19 protein-coding genes are annotated in these 20,753 nt (G+C 65.1%); 3 read left to right on the top strand and 16 right to left on the bottom strand.

The features are described from left to right. From surE to AB7Z56_RS21020, 12 genes are all read right to left on the bottom strand, one after another. Complete coding sequence (gene surE, locus AB7Z56_RS21075; protein ID WP_014495056.1) at positions 1-768, bottom strand: 5'/3'-nucleotidase SurE; 768 nt, start codon at positions 766-768, stop codon at positions 1-3. Between the two features lie 104 nt (positions 769-872). Continuing rightward, on the bottom strand, positions 873-1,235 hold the full coding sequence (locus AB7Z56_RS21070) for a hypothetical protein (RefSeq protein ID WP_028152467.1): 363 nt from the start codon (positions 1,233-1,235) through the stop codon (positions 873-875). 197 nt (positions 1,236-1,432) lie between these two features. After that, positions 1,433-2,764 carry a serine--tRNA ligase gene (gene serS / locus AB7Z56_RS21065; protein WP_354123730.1) on the bottom strand — a complete coding sequence of 444 codons (1,332 nt, stop codon included), beginning with the start codon at positions 2,762-2,764 and terminating at the stop codon, positions 1,433-1,435. Between the two features lie 257 nt (positions 2,765-3,021). After that, positions 3,022-3,834 (bottom strand): twin-arginine translocase subunit TatC, encoded by an 813-nt coding sequence (gene tatC / locus AB7Z56_RS21060; protein ID WP_063983113.1) that lies wholly within the window; start codon positions 3,832-3,834, stop codon positions 3,022-3,024. Continuing rightward, positions 3,831-4,370, bottom strand: coding sequence for a Sec-independent protein translocase protein TatB (gene tatB, locus AB7Z56_RS21055; protein WP_354123729.1), 540 nt, complete (start codon positions 4,368-4,370; stop codon positions 3,831-3,833). The genes tatC and tatB overlap by 4 nt, the downstream gene beginning before the upstream one ends. Positions 4,371-4,456: 86 nt before the next feature. Next, complete coding sequence (locus tag AB7Z56_RS21050) at positions 4,457-4,693, bottom strand: twin-arginine translocase TatA/TatE family subunit (protein ID WP_028156107.1); 237 nt, start codon at positions 4,691-4,693, stop codon at positions 4,457-4,459. A gap of 167 nt (positions 4,694-4,860) precedes the next feature. Continuing rightward, entirely contained in the window at positions 4,861-5,610 is a 750-nt protein-coding gene (gene scpB, locus AB7Z56_RS21045) for an SMC-Scp complex subunit ScpB (RefSeq protein WP_063983111.1), read from the bottom strand. A gap of 21 nt (positions 5,611-5,631) precedes the next feature. Next, the gene (locus AB7Z56_RS21040) at positions 5,632-6,471 is read right to left on the bottom strand and encodes a segregation and condensation protein A (protein WP_063983110.1); all 840 of its coding nucleotides are present in this window, start codon (positions 6,469-6,471) and stop codon (positions 5,632-5,634) included. After that, positions 6,468-7,496 (bottom strand): beta-N-acetylhexosaminidase, encoded by a 1,029-nt coding sequence (nagZ, locus tag AB7Z56_RS21035; RefSeq protein WP_354131574.1) that lies wholly within the window; start codon positions 7,494-7,496, stop codon positions 6,468-6,470. The genes AB7Z56_RS21040 and nagZ overlap by 4 nt, the downstream gene beginning before the upstream one ends. 46 nt (positions 7,497-7,542) lie before the next feature. Then, positions 7,543-9,144, bottom strand: coding sequence for an SPOR domain-containing protein (locus AB7Z56_RS21030; RefSeq protein ID WP_441256829.1), 1,602 nt, complete (start codon positions 9,142-9,144; stop codon positions 7,543-7,545). A 141-nt stretch (positions 9,145-9,285) separates the two neighbouring features. Beyond that, positions 9,286-11,076, bottom strand: coding sequence for an arginine--tRNA ligase (gene argS, locus AB7Z56_RS21025; protein WP_354123727.1), 1,791 nt, complete (start codon positions 11,074-11,076; stop codon positions 9,286-9,288). A gap of 9 nt (positions 11,077-11,085) precedes the next feature. Next, positions 11,086-12,294: a deoxyguanosinetriphosphate triphosphohydrolase gene (locus AB7Z56_RS21020; protein ID WP_094184451.1), complete on the bottom strand. Its 1,209-nt coding sequence runs from the start codon at positions 12,292-12,294 to the stop codon at positions 11,086-11,088. 123 nt (positions 12,295-12,417) lie between these two features. Here AB7Z56_RS21020 and erpA point away from each other — a divergent pair, with 123 nt between their 5' ends. After that, complete coding sequence (gene erpA / locus AB7Z56_RS21015) at positions 12,418-12,747, top strand: iron-sulfur cluster insertion protein ErpA (protein ID WP_014495044.1); 330 nt, start codon at positions 12,418-12,420, stop codon at positions 12,745-12,747. Positions 12,748-13,024: 277 nt separating this feature from the next. Here the strand turns inward: erpA and AB7Z56_RS21010 are convergent, their stop codons facing one another. After that, positions 13,025-13,546 carry a methyltransferase family protein gene (locus AB7Z56_RS21010; protein ID WP_354233622.1) on the bottom strand — a complete coding sequence of 174 codons (522 nt, stop codon included), beginning with the start codon at positions 13,544-13,546 and terminating at the stop codon, positions 13,025-13,027. Positions 13,547-13,795: 249 nt separating this feature from the next. Between AB7Z56_RS21010 and AB7Z56_RS21005 the strand changes: the two genes are divergently transcribed. Beyond that, positions 13,796-14,698, top strand: coding sequence for a hypothetical protein (locus AB7Z56_RS21005; protein ID WP_354123726.1), 903 nt, complete (start codon positions 13,796-13,798; stop codon positions 14,696-14,698). Positions 14,699-14,769: 71 nt separating this feature from the next. On the opposite strand, the gene AB7Z56_RS21000 is transcribed toward AB7Z56_RS21005, so the two are convergent. Next, the gene (locus AB7Z56_RS21000) at positions 14,770-17,100 is read right to left on the bottom strand and encodes a hybrid sensor histidine kinase/response regulator (protein WP_354123725.1); all 2,331 of its coding nucleotides are present in this window, start codon (positions 17,098-17,100) and stop codon (positions 14,770-14,772) included. Positions 17,101-17,233: 133 nt separating this feature from the next. Here AB7Z56_RS21000 and xth point away from each other — a divergent pair, with 133 nt between their 5' ends. Further along, on the top strand, positions 17,234-18,031 hold the full coding sequence (gene xth, locus AB7Z56_RS20995; RefSeq protein WP_014495040.1) for an exodeoxyribonuclease III: 798 nt from the start codon (positions 17,234-17,236) through the stop codon (positions 18,029-18,031). A 65-nt stretch (positions 18,032-18,096) separates the two neighbouring features. On the opposite strand, the gene AB7Z56_RS20990 is transcribed toward xth, so the two are convergent. Further along, entirely contained in the window at positions 18,097-18,927 is an 831-nt protein-coding gene (locus AB7Z56_RS20990) for a tetratricopeptide repeat protein (RefSeq protein WP_071913596.1), read from the bottom strand. After that, the gene (gene ilvD / locus AB7Z56_RS20985; protein WP_247305303.1) at positions 18,914-20,638 is read right to left on the bottom strand and encodes a dihydroxy-acid dehydratase; all 1,725 of its coding nucleotides are present in this window, start codon (positions 20,636-20,638) and stop codon (positions 18,914-18,916) included. Before ilvD ends, AB7Z56_RS20990 begins: the two co-directional genes overlap by 14 nt. Positions 20,639-20,753 lie beyond the last annotated feature (115 nt).

Genomic DNA, 20,753 nt, shown 5'->3' with positions numbered 1-20,753 from the left:
TTACTTCAGCGTCGCGCTCAGCGCTTCGGAAAACGCCTCATTGGTGCGGTCGAGCCGGAGCGGCGTGACGGAGACATAGCGCTCGCGCAGCGCCGCCAGATCGGTGCCTTCGGCAGGCGTATCCATCATCGCGGCGCGCTCGAAGCCGATCCAGAAATAGGGATTGTTGCGGCCGTCCCTGCGCTCGTCGATCCTGAGGAAGCCGAGATTGCGCTTGCCCTGGCGCGTGACGCGAATGCCGAGCACCTCTTCCGGCGTACAGGCCGGGAAGTTGACGTTGATGACGGTGTCCTTCGGGATGCCGGCGGCGATCACCTTGCGCAGGATGTCGGGTCCGAATTTGAGCGCGGTGTCCCAAAGCGGGCGCTCGCGCGTCTCGACGCTGAACTCCTGCGACAGGGCGAAAGACGGCAGCCCCAGGATGGTGCCCTCCAGCGCGCCGGCGATGGTGCCGGAATAGACCACGTCCTCGGCGACGTTGCGGCCCTTGTTGACGCCGGACAGTACGAGGTCCGGTGGCTTGGTGCCGAGGATATGGCGCGCGCCCATGATGACGCAGTCGGTCGGCGTGCCGCGCACCGCGAAGTGCCTTGGTCCGACCTCGCGCAGGCGCAGCGGATCGTTCAGCGAGAGCGAATGCGACACGCCGGACTGATCGAGCTCGGGCGCAACGACCCAGACGTCGTCGGACAATGCGCGCGCGATCTCCTCCACGACCTTGAGGCCGGGAGCGTGAATGCCGTCGTCATTGGTGCAGAGAATGCGCATATTAAAAATCGTTCCTGAAGCGGGTCTGAGCCGTCTTATCCGGCCGGGGCCGATCAGGCAAACCGGCCGACTGGGTCCGGGGGCGGGTTCCCAGCCTGGTCCTGCTACCTGCGGATGCGCCATTGCGGCAGGAAGCGTGCGAGCCTGCCTTCCGCGCGCAGCTTCATCGCCGGCACCACCAGGCTCACGACCGGAGCCTCGATCACCCCGAGCGCCTCCAATTGCGCGAGGATCGGGTCCGGCTCCGGCGTCTGCGGAAAGCGTTCGCGCGCCACGGTCAGCGCCTTGTCGAAATCCGCAGCATTCACGCCGGGCTTGGCCCGCCGGCTGCACACGAGATCGTCATCCCAGAGCCGCGCGATCGCGATGTCGAGCACACCACGCAGACGTTGATCGACAGCCTGGATACCGGCACCTGTCACCGCCCATTGTCTGCCGACCCAGAAGATATCGCGGTGCAAGGCCATGAACAGTGAGTTCGCATTGTCGGGTGGTCGGCAGAATAACCAGCCGACCGATCTTCGCAACCAAACGTTTCTGCGTGACAGCCGGGCAACGCGCCCCGGACTCCCGTTCCGATAGAATCGGAACGGGACTTCAGATTCTTATCTTGTTTGACGCGCTTTCTCGACGCGAACCGGTATCCACTTCGCTCGAAAACGCCCTACTCGCGCGCGACCACCTTCAGTCCGCCCATATAGGGCTGGAGCACGCTGGGGACTGCGATCGAGCCGTCCTCCTGTTGATAAGTCTCCATCACGGCGATCAGCGCGCGGCCGAGCGCGGTGCCGGAGCCGTTCAGCGTGTGCACGAATCGTGGCTTGCCGTCCGGACCGCGCGAGCGGGCGTCCATGCGACGGGCCTGGAAGTCACCGCAGACCGAGCAGCTCGAGATCTCGCGGAACGCGCCGCCCTCGCCCTGCCCGGGCATCCAGACCTCGATGTCATAGGTTTTTTGCGACGAAAAGCCCATATCTCCGGTGCAAAGCGTCATCACGCGGTAATGCAGATCGAGCCGGCGCAGCACTTCCTCGGCACATGCCAGCATCCGCTCATGCTCGTCCTTGCTGGTCTCCGGCGTCGTGATCGACACCAGCTCGACCTTGGTGAACTGGTGCTGGCGGATCATGCCTCGGGTATCACGTCCTGCGGCGCCCGCCTCCGCGCGAAAACACGGCGTCAGCGCAGTCAAGCGCATCGGCAGCTGCTTCTCATCGAGGATGGATTCTCGAACGAGGTTGGTGAGCGCCACCTCCGCTGTCGGAATGATGCCGAGACGCTCGGTCCGCAGCCGCTCCAGATCGGGTGCGGCGAGCAACTCGCCCTTGATCGCCCAGAACTGGTCGTCCTCGAATTTCGGCAATTGTCCCGTGCCGAACATGATCTCGTTGCGGACCAGCAGCGGCGGATTGATCTCGGTATAGCCGTGCTCGTCGATGTGCAGATTCAGCATGAACTGGCCGAGCGCGCGTTCGAGCCGCGCCAGCCCCTTCTTCAGCACGACGAAGCGCGCGCCGGAGAGCTTTGCCGCCGTCTCGAAATCCATGTCACCGAGCGCGCCGCCGAGATCGTCATGGGGCTTGGGCGCAAACGCGTAGTTGCGCCGGTTGCCGAAGACATGGCGTTGCACATTGCCGTGCTCGTCGACGCCATTGGGCACTTCGCCGAGCGGCAGATTGGGGATCGCCGACAGCGCCGTGGCAAGCTCTTCGTCGGCGGCTTTCGCAACGGCTTCGAGCTGCGGCATCGTGGTCTTGAGCTCGGCGACCTCCGCCATCAGCTTGGCGGCGCGCGCGTCATCCTTCGCCTTCTTGGCGTCGCCGATCTCCTTGGAGGCCGCATTGCGCCGCGCCTGCGCCTGCTCCGAGGCCAGGATCGCAGCACGCCGCTTCTCGTCGATCGCGAGCAGCGACGCCGACAACGGCTTCAGGCCACGCCTGGCGAGGCCGGCGTCGAAGGCTTGCGGATTGTCGCGGATCGATTTGATGTCGTGCATGGCGGTGGTCCTGGATCAGCGTGCAACAGCCAACGCGGTATGTCGGGAGCTTGCATCGCGCTTCCCACTACCACAGGCGTCATCGCCCGCGAAAGCGGGCGATCCAGTATTCCAGAGACAGCAGTGATTCTCCGAGGGGCCTCGGCGTACTGGATTCCCCGCTTGCCGCCTACGCTGAAGCTTCGGCGCGCCACCACCTGAACCTCGGCGAAGCCTTGGCGTAGCCGGGTCGCGGGGAATGACAGCGCGCCTGGCCGCTACTCCGCCGGATTAGCCGGCGTCGACACGTCGGTGCCGGTGGCGGCCTTCGACGCCGCCGCCTTCTTCTCCACCATCCCGACCGCGATGATCGAGCCCTCGTAGAGCAGGAGCAGGGGGATCGCCAGCGAGCACTGGCTCAGCACGTCGGGCGGCGTCAGAACGGCCGCGATGACGAAGGCGATGACGATGAAATAGCGGCGCTTCTCGCGCAGCATCTTCGAGGTCACGATCCCAATACGCCCGAGCAGCGTCAGGATCACCGGAAGCTGGAAGGCGATGCCGAAGGCGAAGATCAGCGACATCATCAGCGACAGATATTCGCCGACCTTGGGCAGCAGCTGGATCTGCGCGGTCTCGTCGCTGCCGGCCTGCTGCATGCCGAGCGAGAAGCGGACCAGCATCGGCAGCACCACGAAATAGACCAGCGCCGCGCCCAGCACGAAGAAGAACGGGGTCGCGACCAGATACGGCAGGAAGGCCTGCTTCTCGTGCTTGTAGAGCCCGGGCGCGACGAACTTGTAGATCTGCGTCGCGACGATCGGGAACGAGATGAAGCCGGCGCCGAACAGCGCGAGCTTGAGCTGCGTGATGAAATATTCCAGCAGCGCCGTGTAGATGAACTTCGAATTCTCGGGACCCGCGACCCACACGAACGGCCAGACCAGCACGTTGTAGATCTGCTTGGCGAAGAAGAAGCAGAAGATGAAGGCCACGCCAAAGCCAAGCAGCGCCTTGATCAGCCGCGACCGCAGCTCGATCAGGTGGTCCATCAGAGGGGCTTTGCTGGCCTCGATATCGGCGTCGCTCATGACGCTTTGACGTCCTTGATCGCCTCGGGTGGCGCAGTGTCTTGAATGACCTGGGCCTGCTCGACCTCGCGGGTAATCGCGAGCGGCTCGTTCGCAGCCGCATGCGCCTCGGCCTCCACGAAGGTCTCGGGCGTCGGCGCTTCCGGCGTGGTTGGTGTCGCCGGCGTTTCGCTTGAAATCGCCAGCGCTTCACTTGAAGTCGCTTCGACGGTGGTGGTCGTGGAGGCCTCGGCCGGCTTGTCCAGCGCATCGACGCGAAGCGCGTCGCTGACGTCCTTCTGGAGCGAGGTCATCAGATTGTTGCCGGCAAAGCCGGAAGCGGCTTCCTTGACCTCGTCAAAGCTCTTCTTGAGGTCGGCCATTTCGGCCTCGCGCATCGCTTCCTGGAACTGGCCCTGGAATTCGGCAGCCATCTTGCGGGCCTTGCCCATCCACTGCCCGACCATGCGCAGCACGCCCGGCAGCTCTTTCGGGCCGATGGCGACCAGGGCCACGACCCCGATCAGGACCAGTTCACTCCACCCGATGTCGAACATGAGGCCTTCCGTTCACGCCAGCCGCGACCGGCCCAATCCTTCGCGCTTAGGATCGGCGCCGTCACCCGCGTCTCGCGTACGCTTACTCAGACGGCCTTGCTGCCGACGTCGGACCGGGCCGCGGTCGGCGGCGCGGCGGCGTGCTCGATCGACTTGGCCGGCTCGGGCTTGTCGGCGACCTTGTCGTCGTCCTGCATGCCCTTCTTGAAGGCCTTGATGCCCTGGGCCACGTCGCCCATCAGATCCGAAATCTTGCCGCGGCCGAACAGCAGCAGGACGACTGCGATCACCAGGATCCAGTGCCAAATGCTAAGCGAACCCATCCTGCAACCCTCCAAACACACCTGGCCGGGGACCCGGCCGATCTTCCCGGAAACCTAGGCTCGGCAGGCCTCAAAAACAAGGACCAAGGCAGCGCCAATTCGCTGTTGGCGCTACGTAATCTTGCCAGTGTTAACTGGTCGCAGGGAGCCTCTAAACGGCCGGGACGTCAGTCCTCGCTGCCACCCTCGCCGCCCTCATTGCCGCCTTCCGGCGTCTCGGGCTCGACCGCAGGTGCCAGCGCCAGATCCAGGTCCTCGCCCGGTTCCAGCGGATCCTCGTCCTCGCGCAGCTGCGGGTCATCCGACGGGGTCGGCACGCTGAATCCGGTCGGCAGGCGCGAATCCAGCAGGCCCGTGCCCTTCAGCTCTTCCAGGCCTGGCAGATCGCCAAGCTGTTCCAGGGTGAACTGCGACAGGAAGTCCTCGGTGGTTCCGAACGTCAGGGGGCGGCCGGGCGTCTTGCGACGACCGCGCGGCTTGATCCAGCCGGTCTCCAGCAGCACGTCGAGCGTACCCTTCGAGGTGACGACGCCGCGGATCTCTTCGATCTCGGCGCGCGTTACCGGCTGGTGATAGGCGATGATCGCCAGCACCTCGATCGCGGCGCGCGACAGGCGGCGGGTCTCGGTGCTCTCCCGCGTCATAAGCCAGGCGAGATCGCCGGCGGTGCGGAAGGTCCATTTGTTGGCGACGCGCACGAGATTGACGCCGCGCAAGGCATAGTCGGCCTGGAGCTGTTCGAGCGCAGCCTTGACATCGACCCCATCAGGCATGCGCTTGGCCAGCGTCGCGGTGTCCAGCGGTTCATTCGAAGCAAACAGCAGCGCTTCCAGCAGCCGCAGCTCTTCAGGACGTGCCTGGGACTCGTTCTCCATCGGCTCGGCCTCTTCTACCCGCACTTCAGCCAGGCTTGCCATGGTAGCTTCTCCTTCTTGCACTTAACCGACCGGCGCATCAGGCGCAGGAGCTGCGTCCACGACCGGTTTCGGGCGCCCCTTCCGGAAATAGATGGGCGCGAACGCCTCTTTCTGGTTCAATTCGAGCTGACCTTCACGCACCAGTTCGAGCGCAGCTGCAAAGCTCGAGGCGAGCACCGTCGCGCGCTGCGTCGGATCGGCAACGTGCCGGAGCAGAAAGTCGTCGAGAACGCCCCAGTCGTCCTGTTCGCTGATGCTGCCGACAAGCCGCTCCAGCGTGGCGCGCGCCTCAGCGAGCGACCACACCGTGCGCTTGGCCAGATGCACGCTCGCCAGCACGCGCGACTGGCGCTGCGCGGCATAGGCGGTGAGCAGGTCGTACAGCGTCGCGGTGTATTTCGGGTGCTTGATCTCCGCGATCTGCTCGGGCTCGCCGCGCGGGAAGATGTCGCGCAGCAATTGCTGCCTGTTCATCAGCCGGTTGGCGGCCTCGCGAATGGCTTCCAGCCGGCGCAGGCGGTTGGCGAGCGCGGTCGCCATCTCTTCTGCGCTCGGGCCTTCCGCACTCGGCGGCTCCGGCAGCAGCAGGCGCGACTTCAGGAAGGCAAGCCAGGCAGCCATCACGAGATAATCGGCAGCAAGCTCCAGCCGGATCTTTCGCGCGGCTTCGATGAAGTGGAGGTACTGGTCGGCCAGCGCCAGGATCGAGATCTTGGCGAGATCGACCTTCTGCTGCCGCGCCAGCGCGAGCAACAGGTCGAGCGGGCCCTCATAGCCCTCGACGTCCACAACCAACGCCGGCTCACCCTCGGCGAGCTCTGCAGGCCGCCCGGTTTCAAACGATAGGATTTCTGCGGTCATGCGGATGCCGTGTTTGCCCGTGCGATCAATGCGTCCAGTTCGGCGCGTGCGGCCACCCGCTCGAACGGCTGCGGTGCCTTGCGCGACGCAAGTGCGGCCTTTGCGCGCGCCAGCGCCGTGCCGGACAGCTCAGGTGTCTGGCCGGCGACCTCGCGCATCTCCTCGATGTTGCCGTTGCAATGCAGGGCCATGTCGCAGCCGGCCGCGAAGATGGCGCGGGTCCGTTCGGCGATATTCCCCGACAGCGCGTTCATCGACACGTCATCACTCATTAACAAACCCTGGAACCCGATCACGCCGCGAATCACCTGAGTGATCATTGTCGCAGAAGTCGTCGCCGGATGGGCGGGGTCGACCGCGCTAAACACAACATGTGCAGTCATGGCCATCGGCAGGTCGGCCAGCGGCTTGAATGCCGCAAAGTCGGTCCGGTCGAGTTCGTCCCTCGGAGCATCGACCGTCGGCAGTTTGAAATGGGTGTCGGCGGTGGCGCGTCCATGTCCGGGAATGTGCTTCAGAACCGGCAGCACGCCGCCCTGCTCCAGGCCCTCGGTGACCGCGCGCGCGATCGCGGCGACCTTGCCGGGCTCAGTGCCGTAGGCCCTGTTCCCAATGACGGCATCGGCACCCGGCACCGGCACGTCAGCCAGCGGCAGGCAATCCACGGTAATGCCGAGATCGGCGAGATCCGACGCAATCAGCCGGGCGCTGAGGCGCGCAGCCGTCAATCCAAGTACCGAATCAGCGTCGTACAAGGTCGAGAAAATCGCGCCCGGCGGATAGACCGGCCAGTGCGGCGGGCCCAGCCGCTGCACCCGGCCACCCTCTTGGTCGATCAGGACAGGCGCGTCAGCTGCGCCCGCAGCCGCCCGCAATTCCTCAACCAGCGCAGCAACTTGAGCCGGCGCCTCGACATTGCGCTTGAAGAGGATGAAGCCCCATGGGCGTTCGGCACGGATAAACTCCCGCTCGACGGCGGTTAGTTCCGTTCCGGATACACCGGTAATGAAGGCCCGCGTGCTCATAACGGCCGATTAACCCTGCCCCGCGAGGGGGTCAAGGAAACGGCCGTTAATTCCTCTGGACGAAGCAGGCGGACAGGCCAGCGGACTTCAGGCTGTTGCAAGCCTGCGTCGCTTCCTCGGCCGAACCATAGGGTCCGGCGAAAGCGCGATAGACGACCCCCTTGCCCTTGTCGGTCAGATCGACCCGCTTGATCACCGGCGAGCGCGATCCGAGCACGCTGCCATATTTGCTCTGAAGCACCCGGTAGGACGCGGCCGCGCTGTCCTCGCTCTGCTGCGAGGAGACCTGCACGACGTAGCCGCCGCCACCATTGCTGGCGGGCGTGATTTGCGTCGGGTTGGTCGCAGCCATCCGCTGCGGCACCTCCGCAACCGGCGTCGATTGCGGCGCAAGCGAGAGCGGCTGGTTGGCACTGGCATTGGCCGAAGTCGGCGGATTGCGCGGCGCTGGCGGTGCGGCGGGCGCGGCAACGGGCTTCGGCGCGGCTGCCGCCGGCTTGGCGGAACCGGATTGCGGCGCGGTGCTATCGGTCTGATCGCCTCTCACGGCCACAGTCCTGATCGAGCGCGGCGTATTGGCCGGCAGCGTGCCGTTGCTCGGGATCGGACCCGCGCTTGGCGGCGGGATCGTGGACGGCGCGACGCTCGCCACCGACGGCGGGTTCGCGTTCTGGTTCAGCGGCGGGAACACCACGCGCGGGCCGCCCGCCTTGGCCGCGACGTCGACAGGCGCCTCTTCGCGCGGCACGATCTTCTCGGAGCCGTCGCCGCTCGCCATGCGATCCGGCACCTTGGCCGAGGAGTCGGTCGGCGCCGGCACGATCTTGGTCGGCGTGTTGTCGGCCTTGATGATCGGCGGCTCGCCGCTGCGAGGCGAACCGACATAGGTCTTGTAGGCGAAGGCCGCGCCAGTGCCGACCACGGCAAGCGCGAGGATCGCCGCGACCGTTATCATGCCGCCGCGCGGCTTCTTCGGCTCGTCGAGATCGGCCTCGGGATAGTCGCTCTGGAACGCGTAAGGATCATCCGGATAGGCGGGATCGCGCTGATAATCCTGCTCGCCGCCCTCCAGCCGTCCATAGAGCGCGTCGTCGTAGCGCGCCGGATCGGGCGGCTGATGCGGCTCCTGATAGGCTTGCTCCTGGTAAGCCTGATCATGCTGCTGGTGAGCACGGCCTTGATGGGCCTGATCCTGATAGGCCTGCGCTTGATAGGCCTGATCCTGGTAAGCTTGGTCCTGGTAGGCCTGCGGCTGATGGAAATCAGGCTCGGGCGCGGTCGGCTGGGCTGAATAGCGGTGCAATGGATGAACCGGGTTCACAGAAGCGGGATAGTCGGGCTGCTCGGGCGCGGGCTGCGGCTGCACGTTGGCGCGCCGCATCCATGAGGGCGGCCCGGGCGGAGCCGGCGGCGCCTGCTCGGCATAATCCTGCCGATAGTCGTCCTGCGGATAATCGTGGTCCTGATAGCTCTGCGTTGGCGGTGCCGGCGGCTGCGCGCTCGGCCGTCCCTGCGCTGCGAATGGATCGGTCTGTCCGATCAGGCGGGCGAGTTCGGCCAAGGGATCGTTTTCCGCCTTCCCATGCTGATCGCCACCGCGACCATAGCCATCGGAAGGAAACGTTCTGTCCTGATATCGTTCGGCCATCGTGATGATGCGTCCCTTCGGGAAAGCCGCGCGCCCCTCGACCAAGGCGCGGCTTTCGACCCACAAGGCATTCAACCAAGTCTAAGCGGTCCGGCTTCTGCCGGTTACCCCCAAAATTCCCCTTAAGTAGTTCGCCCCAAACTACCGCATCTCGTCCGGAGCATGGACGCCGAGGATGGCGAGGCCCGATGCCAAGACAGAGACGACGCCCTGGACCATGGCCAGTCGCGCCTTTGTAAGATCTGCATCATTATTGATAATGAAGCGTAAATAGGGCAAATCGCGCCCCTTCGTCCAAAGTGCGTGAAATTCGCTCGCTAAGTCATAGAGATAGAAGGCAATTCGGTGCGGCTCATGGGCCGCGGCGGCGGCCTCCAGCATGCGCGGAAAAATTGCGAGGCGCTTGAGCAGCTCGAGCTCGACCGGGTCCGATAGCCGTTCCACCGCCGACTCGCCGAGCCACGCGATGCGCTTGCCGGTATCCTCAGGCAGTTCCGGGAACACCTCGGCCCGGGCGTTGCGGAAGATCGAGTGGCCGCGGGCGTGGCCGTACTGGACGTAAAATACCGGGTTGTCGCGCGACTGTTCCATGACCTTGGCAAGGTCGAAGTCGAGCACCGCGTCGTTCTTGCGGTAGAGCATCATGAAGCGGACGGCATCCTGACCGACTTCATCCACCACCTCACGCAAGGTGACGAAATCCCCGCTCCGCTTCGACATTTTCACCGGCTCGCCGTTGCGCAGCAACTTCACGAGCTGGACGATCTTGACGTCGAGCGCGCCCTTGCCTGATGTCGTCGCCTTCACCGCCGCCTGCATCCGCTTGATGTAGCCGCCATGGTCGGCGCCCCAGACGTCGATCATCTCGGCGAAGCCGCGATCGAACTTGTTCTTGTGGTAGGCGATATCCGAGGCGAAGTAGGTGTAGGAATTGTCCGACTTGATCAGCGGACGATCGACATCGTCGCCGTAAGCGGTCGCCTTGAACAGGAGCTGCTCGCGGTCTTCCCAGTCCTCGACCGGCGCGCCCTTCGGCGGCGGCAGGCGGCCCTCGTAGATGTCGCCCTTGGCCTTCAGGAAATCGATGGTCTCGGCAACCTTGTTGTTGCCGGTCTCGATCAGCGAGCGCTCGGAGAAGAACACGTCGTGGCGGATGTTGAGGGCGGCGAGATCGTCCTTGATCTCGTCCATCATCATCGCGATTGCCTTGGCGCGCACCGTCGGCAGCCACTCGGCCTCGCTCATCGCGAGCAGCTTGTCGCCGTGCTCCTTCGCCAGCGCCGCGCCCACCGGCTTCAGATAGTCGCCGGGATACAGCCCTTCCGGGATCGCGCCGATGTTTTCGCCAAGTGCCTCGCGGTACCGCAGGAAGGCAGAACGCGCGAGCACGTCGACCTGGGCGCCGGCATCGTTGATGTAGTATTCGCGGGTGACGTCGTGGCCGCCGAACTGGAGCAGGCTTGCGAGCGCGTCGCCAAACACGGCGCCGCGGCAATGGCCAACATGCATCGGTCCGGTCGGGTTCGCCGAGACGTATTCGACATTGACTTTGGAGCCACCGCGGACGCGGCCGTAGTCAGCCCCCTCGCGCAGCACCGTCCGCAGCGCCTCGGCCCAGGCGGTCGGCTTCAGCGTCAAATTGATGAAGCCGGGGCCGGCGACGTCGACCTTGGCAATCAGCGCGTCGGCACGGAGCCGCTCGGCGATCCGCTCGGCGAGGTCGCGGGGCTTTGCCTTTGCCTCTTTCGCAAGCACCATGGCGGCGTTGGTCGCCATGTCGCCATGGGAGGCGTCGCGCGGCGGCTCGACCACCACGCGCGAGAAATCGATACCCTCGGGCCAGTTGGCGTCCGCTGCGAGCGCGCGGCAGGCGGCGTGCACGCGTGCGAGCACGTCGGCGAACAGGTGCAGTGCTGAGGATGTGTCGGGCATGGCCGCCGCCTAACGCAAATCCGGGGTCGAGTCAAAGAGCCGCTGGTGCTCGGTCAGGGCGAAACGGTCGGTCATTCCGGCAATGAAATTGCCGATCCGGCGGGCCCGGTCGCCCTCATTGTCCGCCTCCGCCCCCAGCAGCCATTCCGGTGGCAGCTCTCCGGGCGATGTCAGGTATTTTGCGAACAGGTCGAACAGGATCTGTTCCGCCTCCCCCATCACCCGCATCACCCGCTTGTGGCGGTACATGTGCTGATAGAGAAAGCGCTTGATGGCGGCCTCCTCCTCGGCAACCGCCGCCGGGAACGTGACCAGCGCCCGGCTCTGCCGGCGCACGTCCTGGGCCGATTGCGGTTTCACGGCGGCGAGGTTCTTCTGCGCCTCCGAATACACCGCACCGATCAGGTGCGAGATCAGCTCGCGCACCAGCTCGGCGCCGCGCCTGACGTCTTCGAGATCGGGATAATGCGCCGAGGTCTCGGCAATGATCTCCGCGGTCAGCGGCATCACCTTGAGATCATCGAGATGGAACAGGCCGGCGCGCAGACCGTCATCGATGTCGTGGGCATCATAGGCGATGTCGTCGGCGATCGCGGCAACCTGCGCCTCCAGCGAGGCGAAGCTCCACAATTCGAGATCGTAGGTCTTGATGTAGTCGGCGATGCCGACCGGAATGCCGTGCTCGCGATAGGGCCCGACCGGCGCGCCGCTGCGATCCGTCAGCGGGCCGTTGTGCTTGACGATACCCTCCAGCGACTCCCAGGTCAGGTTGAGACCGTCGAACTCCGGGTAGCGGTGCTCGAGCGACGCGACGACCCGCAAGGTCTGGGCGTTGTGGTCGAAGCCGCCGAAATCCTTCAGGCAGGCATCCAGCGCCCGCTCGCCGGCGTGCCCGAACGGCGGATGGCCGAGATCATGAGCCAGCGCCAACGTTTCCGTGAGGTCCTCGTCCAACCCGAGCTGCCGGGCCAGGGCGCGAGCGATCTGCGCCACCTCCAGCGAATGGGTCAGCCGGGTGCGGTAGTGGTCGCCCTCGTGGAACACGAAGACCTGGGTCTTGTACTTCAGGCGGCGGAACGCGGTGGAGTGGATCACCCGGTCGCAATCCCGCCGGAACGGGCTGCGGGTCCGGCTCGGCGGCTCCACGACCAGCCGGCCGCGGCTGCGGTCGGGGTCGCAGGCATAGGGCGCACGGGGGGCTGCCATTCCGACGGACACGACGAATTTAGTCCCTATCCATTTGATTCTGCGTATGCTTGCACTTAACTATGCCGGACGCGGGATACCAAATGAATTGGACAAGTGAAGTTGGTATGACCGCGGGACTATCGGAGACGAGCTATGACGACTGACGTGACCATCAGTGACCGCGCCGCACGCCGGATTGGGGAGATCCTCAAGGGCGAAGGTTCTGGCGCGATGCTGCGCATCTCCGTCGAGGGAGGCGGCTGCTCGGGCTTCCAGTACAAATTCGACATCGACCGCGACCGCACCGACGACGATCTCGTGATCGAGCAGGAGAATGCCGTCGTGCTGGTCGATTCCGCCTCCCAGCCGTTCCTGGCGGGCTCGCAGGTCGATTTCGTCGACGATCTGATCGGCGCCTCGTTCCGCGTCAACAATCCCAATGCGACGGCGTCCTGCGGGTGCGGGACCAGCTTCTCGATCTAACCCGACTTAAAATCTGAAAAACAACCCCATGCAAAGTAGTCGGGAGCCGGCACGATTCATTTCGGATTTTCCGCAAAACGTTTGACGCGTCGGGCAAATCAGGGGTAAGTTGCGATCATCGCGCGGTCCCAAAGAGCGGGGCTCGGCGGGTCCGATACAGTCTGACGCCGAAGCGGCCCCTGCCGCAGTCCAATCATTCTAGAAAGTTCGAATCTCGTCAGCGGCGCCATTTTACGACAGGGCACGCTACTACGCCCTTCCCGCGGTGGCGCCCGCGTCACGAATGATTCCGGCGTCGTGCGGCTCGCCAGGGCGTGAGCCGCGGAATCCAGCGCGGGACATTGGCCCGGAAATCCTCGTACTCCGTTCCGAAGCTACGAACGAGCGCCGGCTCCTCGTACCCCACGACAAACGCGTGGAAGGCGAGCCACACCAACACACCGTACACAAGAAGGCGCTGGTCGCCGAACAAGGCCGCTTGGCCCAGAATGACGGCGACAAGGGCAACGTAAATAGGATTGCGCACATAGCGATAGAGACCCGTCACCACGAGGTTCTGCGTCGGTGCGATCGGCGCCGGCGTGCCCAATTCTTGCAGCGCAAAGCGTGCAAACGAGTCGACAAGCCCGGGTAGACCGGCGACGATCAACAGGATCCCGACGGCGCGTGTCGCGTCGAGATCGAAGAAGGGCGGCCGAAACTCCCAACGCGTAATCCACCAGGGAACGAGCCCCGCCACTGTGGTGGGCGCAACCGCAAAGAAGAGGGCGGAGCCCAATATCGCGATCGTTTTCGGCATGGCACCTCCTTCCAGTCCTGTCGCAATGTTAATGCAGCCATGTCCGGTCAGCGCGTTCAGCGGAAGTAGGCGGTGGCCCATCCAAAATCCGGTTGCTCATCATAGCAGCATCGGCGGCTCACGCCCGCCCTGGGCAGCAGTCGAGCAAAATTGAACGTTGCATCATAGCGCCACGACGAAGCAATAGTGACCATCTTCATCTGCCGTGGCATCTGCCGTGGCGCGCCAATAGCGGTAGTAAATTATCCAATGCGAGTTATTGATCGTCTGTTCTGTTGCCTCGCTCTATTCCTTGCAATCGCAGCCGTCCCGGTGCTTCCCGCGCGCGCGGCCGAAACCTGCCCGTTCCTCAGCACCCAGGAGCTCGCCCGCGCGATGCCGGCGCTCAAATGGTCACTGATTTCAAATCAGGACGGCCGCGGCTGCATCTACCAGGGCGGGCGCGGCGACACGATGATGTTGACCGTGTTCCGCAATCCCGACAAGGACCGCGCCAGAGAATTGTACACGACCTTCGTCAAGACGCTTGGTGAGCGCATGCCGCTCAACGCAGTCGCGGGGATCGGCGACGAAGGCCAGGGCGGAACGAGCGCCGCCGGCGCGGAGCGCCAGGAGGCCTCGGTCGTCGCCCTGTCCGGCGATTACATTCTGCAGATCAGCGTCTATCCGATCGGCCGGCGTGCCGACGACGCGCTGCTCGGGCCGATCACCGAAGCCGCGCGCGTTGCCATCGCCAACGTGAGCAAGAGCAGCGAGCGGTTCGGCAATTGCGAGTGGCTCACCGCCGCGGATGCCGACGGCTTTCTCGACAAGGGCACGCTGACGGTCCAGCGGACCGGCGCCGGCAGCTGCACGATGTTCGATCGCGAGGCCAACACCATGACCGTCGCGGTGATCGCGATCTCGCGCGACACGGTCATCAGCATGATGAAGCGCTCGGGCCCGTGCAAACATTTGGCGATACCCGAGCTCGGCAGTGAAGCGTTCGGTGAGCATTCCTGCGCCAAGGGCAACGGCAACGCCGTCAACATCTATGTCTGGAAGAACGGCAGGCAGGCTTCGATCCTGTTCGCGCCGGTCAAGCCGCATCCCGAGTCCGGCTCGGTCGAGCGCCTGAGGGCGGTCGCCGGGCGCGTCTATGGAAAACTGTAACGGCGCCGCGTTGCCGGCGCACGCGCCCGTAGAGTCCTGCGGCTGCGGGACCAGCTTCTCGATCTGACCGGCTAGACGCCGGTCATCTGCCTTTCCTCGTCCGTCCACGCGACGTCGATCGGCGTCAGCTCCGGCTGAAGCGGCGCGCCCTCCGACATCATGTGGCCGTCGAGCGCGCGCAGCAAGGCGGCGGCGAGCGCGGGCTTACGCAGCGGCTTTGCCAAAAAATCCGACATGCCGGCCTCGCGGCAGATCTTGACGTCCTCGGGGAAGGCGTTGGCGGTCAGCGCGACGATCGGCAAGGCTTCGAAGCGCCCGCCTTGCGCGCGGATCGCCCGCGTCGCGGCAAGGCCGTCCATGTCCGGCATGCGCACGTCCATCAGCACGACATCGTAATCGCTCTCCGAGGCAGCCTCGACCGCCTGGACGCCGTCGGTGACGACGCGCAGCTCGACCTCGAACGCCCCCAACATCTTGGTCACGACCATGCGGTTGACGGCATCGTCCTCGGCCACCAGCACCTTCAGCGGCCGGTCGAGCCCCGCGATCCGCGCCTTGAGCTCGTCGGCTTCATCGCTGCCCGCCGCCTGGTCGGAGACCTGCGCCTGGCTCCAGGGCAGCACCAGCGTGAAGCGGAAGGTCGAGCCCTCGCCCGGCGTCGAGGTGACGCCGATGGTGCCGCCCATCTGCTCGATGATGCGCCGTGAGATTGCAAGCCCAAGCCCGGTGCCGCCGAAGCGGCGGCTGATCGAGGCGTCGGCCTGCGCGAAGTCGGAGAACAGCTCCCCGAGCTTCTCGGGCGCGATGCCGATGCCACTGTCGGTCACGGTCCATTCGACGGTCGCAAGCAGATCGCGGCGCGCCTGGCAGGTGGCCTTGATCGTCACCTCGCCTTCGTCGGTGAACTTTACCGCGTTGGAGGCGAGGTTGAGCAGCACCTGCCGGATCCGCGCGACATCACCGCGCAGCGTCGGCGGCAGGTTCGGGTCGAGCTCGACCTTGACGGCGAGCCCCTTGCTCTTGGCGCCTGCGCGCACGACGGTCGCAACCGTCTCGACCAGCGCCTGCGGCGCAAAGTCGATCGCCTCGAACGCGAAGCGTCCGGCCTCGAGCTTGGACAGGTCGAGGATATCGTTGAGGATGCGCTGGAGATTGTCGCCGGACTCGCGGATCGAGGTGACGGCCTCGTGCTGCTCCGGATCGAGCTTGGTTTCCAGCAGCATGCTGGCAAGCCCGAGCACACCGTTCATGGGCGTGCGGATCTCGTGGCTCATCACCGCGAGGAAGTCGGACTTCGCGCGGCTCTCGGCCTCCGCCTTTTCCGCGCGCCAGCGCTCGGTGACGTCGCGGCCGAAGCCGCGATAGCCGAGAAACTGGCCGTCGCGGTCGTAGGCCGGCTTCGCGGTCAGCGACCACAGCCGCGCCTCGCCGCCGGCGACGACCTTGAGGTTCATCTCGTGCAGCGGCTCGCTCTGCTCCATCAGGCCGACGACGTTGTAGGCTGCGCTCTTGTCGTCGGGACAGAGCATGTCGAGCACGTCGACGAAATGCGAGCCCTTCAGCAGCGGAAGCGGAAGCTGCGCCACTTCGGCGAAGCGTTGGGGCACGTCGACGAGATGCCCTTCGGCGTCGGTCTGCCACAACCAGTCGCTGGCGTTCTCCTGAAAGTCCTTCAGCAGCAGCGAGATGATCTCGGTCTGACGTTCGAGCTCGAGCCGGGCCTTGAGATTGCCGAGGAACAGATTGCCCTGCGAGACGATGTTGCGCGCCATGAAGAACGCAAACAGCAGCAGGAACACCGCGGTCAGCAGATACGGGCCGGTGCCGCACAGGAACAGCGCGCCGGCGCAGGCCATCGTCACGGTCGCGAGATAGACGAGGCCCGCGCGCGGGAAGGTCGACAGCGTGAAGGCGCCGCCGGACATCATGCCGACCATCAGGCAGGCCAGGATGAGCTGACTGGTCGGCTCGACCCGGCTGAACAGCGCGAGCGGCAGCGTGCCCCAGATCGCCGCGAGGAAGAACGCCTGCCGCAGCATCTGCCGCGCGGCGCGCGGTGACGCTTCCTGCGGCGGGTTTTGATGCGACCGCCGCCACGCGCGCACGGCAAGCGAAGCGGTGACGGCGAGGGTCATGCCCCAGATTGCGAGGAAATCGTTCCAGCCCCTGCCCCAGAACAGGATCAGCACGATGGCGACGTTGAGCATGGTGACAGCCATGGTCACCGGGATCGCGCGCATCACCGCGTCGATCTGCTTGGCGCGGATGCGGCGCAGCTCGCGCTCGCTGAGATTGGCAGTCAGGCCGTCCTCGATCTCGAAGCCGCCGAGCCAGTACAGGAACGCGCCGATCAGGCCGTCGCGCGGCTCAGCTTGCTTCATGGATTTGTCCGGCCATCCCATTCGAAAAACCTTTTCGGTATCAATGGCCCGAGCCCGGCTTAAGCCGGGTTAATTTTGTGGGAGATTTTGCGGCGTCCTTGACGGGCGCGTTTGCAGTTTGTTCTAACCATGACCCCTGCCCGGAGCCCCACCAATGCCCATCAGAGTTGCTACCTGGAACGTGAACTCGGTCCGGCAGCGGATCGACCTGCTGCTGACCTGGCTGAAGGAATGCCAGCCGGACATCGTCTGCCTGCAGGAGATCAAATGCGTCGACGAGGCCTTCCCGCGGCTGGAGATCGAGGCGCTGGGCTACAACGTGGTCACCCACGGTCAGAAGACCTTCAACGGCGTCGCTTTGCTTTCGAAGCTCCGCTTCGACGAGACCAAGTCGGGCCTCGCCGGCGACGACGAGGACGCCCATGCCCGTTTCCTCGAGGGTGTGGTCACGCTCAAGCACGGCGTGCTGCGCATTGCCTGCCTCTATCTGCCCAATGGCAACCCGGTCGGGACCGAGAAATATCCCTACAAGCTCAAATGGATGTCGCGGCTTCTTGAGTATTCGAGGGAGCGCCTCAAGGCCGAGGAGCCGCTGATCCTCGCAGGCGACTTCAACGTCATCCCGCATGCCCGCGACGTCCATAATCCCGCCGCCTGGACCGAGGACGCCCTGTTCAAGGCCGAGACGCGGGAGAGCTTTCAGTCCCTGCTGGGCCTCGGCCTCACCGACGCCCTGCGCGCGGTCACCGACGAGCCCGGGCTCTACACCTTCTGGGACTACCAGGCCGGCGCCTGGCAGAAAAACCATGGCTTGAGGATCGACCATCTGCTGCTGTCGCCGCAGGCCAGCGACCGGCTCGCCAATGTCGGCATCGACAGCTATGTGCGGGCCTGGGAGAAGCCGTCGGACCACGTGCCGGTATGGGCGGATCTGGATCTGGAGGCGGCTTGAGCAGATGGCGCCGGCGGACTGCGCTTCGCGCAGCCGCGGGCTAACCTACCCGGCGGGGGTACCTACTACCGGCGGCCCTGAACGCCCTGCACCCACTGTTCCAGCATTTGCAGGCACATGGCGCGGTCGTCGTCCGAGGCCTTGGCGAAAGCGCGATTGTAGCTTTCCTTGATCCAGGTTTCCTCGATACCGGCGCTGTCACGCGCCAGCGTCAGCCACATCAGGCCACGCGCGGCCTGCCGCGGCAGGCGGTCGCCATTGAACAGCATCTGGCCGAGCAGCGCCTGCGCCTCGTGCTGGCCCTTCTGGGCGGCAAGGCCGAGCCAGCGCGCGCCATAGCGGAAATCCTCGCGCGAGGCGTCCGGGGTCTTCAGATACAGCCGGGCGAGATCGTACTGCGCATCCGCATTGCCGAAATAGGAGGCCGCATAGGAGAACATCTCCCGCGCCCGGTCCGGATCCGACTTGATCTTCGAGTTCGGGATACCGCTCAGATAGTAGCGGCCGAGCGCGACGAAGGCGTTGGCCACGACCTGCGCCTGCGGCGCCGACGGGCTGTCCTCGGCATGCGCATTGGCGATGCGGCTGAAATATTCGAAGGCGCGCACATCGTCCTGGGCGACGCCGTCGCCATCGGCATACATGCGGCCGAGCTTGAACTGAGCGCCGGGATGACCGCCTTCGGCGGCATATTGCAGGGCGCTGAGCGAGGTTTCCTGGGGCGTGGTCGCCGGTGCCGCCACCTTGCTGCGCACGGCACCCGCGGCGCCCGGCAAGGTGGTCACGACCGGGAGGGCCGCATCCTTGCTGGCCGAGCCGTCAAAGGCGAGCGCCGGCGCGGCCAGCGCACCGACCCCCAACACAAACGCAACTATGGCACGCCTAGATGTCCGCATAGCACTGTTTCTCGTGCGCGCCGCCCGGATGGGTTACTGCCCCACCGACCGCTGGTCCAACCTGCTGAGCATACTTCCAGAGCGCACCCGACGTGTGGTTAGTCGCGCGAGCGCTCCATTTGGTCTTGCGCTGGGCGAGCTCTTGGTCGCTCAATTTTACGTTAAGGGTACCTACGACGGCGTCGATCTCGATGATGTCGCCATCCTCGAGCAGCCCGATCGGGCCGCCGATGGCGGCTTCCGGCCCGACATGGCCGATGCAGAAGCCGCGGGTGGCGCCGGAGAAGCGGCCGTCGGTGATGAGCGCGATCTTGCCGCCCATGCCCTGGCCGGTCAGCGCTGCGGTGGTCTGAAGCATTTCCCGCATGCCGGGACCGCCCTTGGGGCCCTCGTAGCGGATCACGATGACCTCGCCTTCGCGGTAGGTGCGGTTCTGGACGGCCTCAAAGGCGTCCTCTTCCCGGTCGAAGCATCGCGCCGGACCGGTGAACCTTAGGTTAGACATTCCCGCGACTTTCACGATCGCACCTTCTGGCGCCAAATTGCCCTTCAGACCGACCACACCACCGGTGACGGTGATCGGCTTGTCTGCCGGGTGCACCACATCCTGGTGCGGATTCCACTTAACGCTTTTGAGGTTTTCGGCGATCGTTCGACCGGTGACCGTAATGCAGTCACCGTGGAGAAATCCGTTGTCGAGCAGCGTCTTCATCAGAAGCGGTATGCCACCTACTTCAAACATGTCTTTGGCGACATAACGGCCACCCGGCTTCAAATCCGCGACATATGGTGTCTTTTTGAAGATTTCGGCGACGTCGAACAGGTCGAACTTAATGCCGCACTCATGCGCGATTGCCGGCAGGTGCAGTGCAGCATTGGTCGAGCCACCGGACGCCGCGACCACAGCGGCGGCGTTCTCAAGCGCCTTCCGTGTCACGATGTCGCGCGGCCGGAGGTTGGAGGCGATCAGGTCCATGACCTTCTCGCCCGCGGTCATGCAGAAAGCGTCGCGGATTTCATACGGTGCCGGGGCGCCGGCCGAGTACGGCAGCGCCAGGCCAATCGCCTCGGAGACAGTCGCCATGGTGTTGGCGGTGAACTGTGCGCCGCAGGCGCCCGCCGAGGGGCACGCCACGCGCTCGATCTCGTCGAGGTCCTCGTCCGACATGGCGCCGACCGAGTGCTTGCCGACCGCCTCGAACATGTCCTGGACGGTGACCTGCTGGCCGCGGAAATTGCCGGGCAGGATCGAGCCGCCGTAGATGAAGATCGAGGGCACGTTGAGACGGACCATCGCCATCATCATGCCCGGCAGCGACTTGTCGCAACCGGCAAGGCCCACGAGCGCATCATAGGCGTGGCCGCGCACGGTCAGCTCGACGGAATCGGCGATGCACTCGCGCGACGGCAGCGACGAGCGCATGCCGTCATGGCCCATGGCGATGCCGTCGGTGACGGTGATGGTGCAGAATTCACGGGGGGTGCCGCCGGCCGACGCGACGCCCTTCTTTACCGCCTGCGCCTGGCGCATCAGGGAGATGTTACAGGGGGCGGCCTCGTTCCAGCAGGAGGCGACGCCGACGAAGGGCTGGTGGATCTGCTCGGTGGTCAGACCCATGGCGTAGAAGTAGGACCGGTGCGGCGCGCGCGTCGGGCCTTCCGTCACGTGACGGCTCGGCAGCCTCTGCTTGATGTCGGTCTTTGCGTCCATCGCAAACCAGTTTCCCCGGCCAACCCTTTCAGACCCGAAAAATCAGAGCCAAGATTTGAATCGACCTTGGGATTTTCCGTCCTTCGAAGACCGCCGATGCCCTTCAAACTTTAGA

The sequence above is a fragment of the Bradyrhizobium sp. 482_C4_N1_8 genome, assembly GCF_052075965.1.
Taxonomy (GTDB): Bacteria; Pseudomonadota; Alphaproteobacteria; order Rhizobiales; family Xanthobacteraceae; genus Bradyrhizobium; species Bradyrhizobium barranii.
This window is presented reverse-complemented; position numbering and strand designations above follow the sequence as displayed.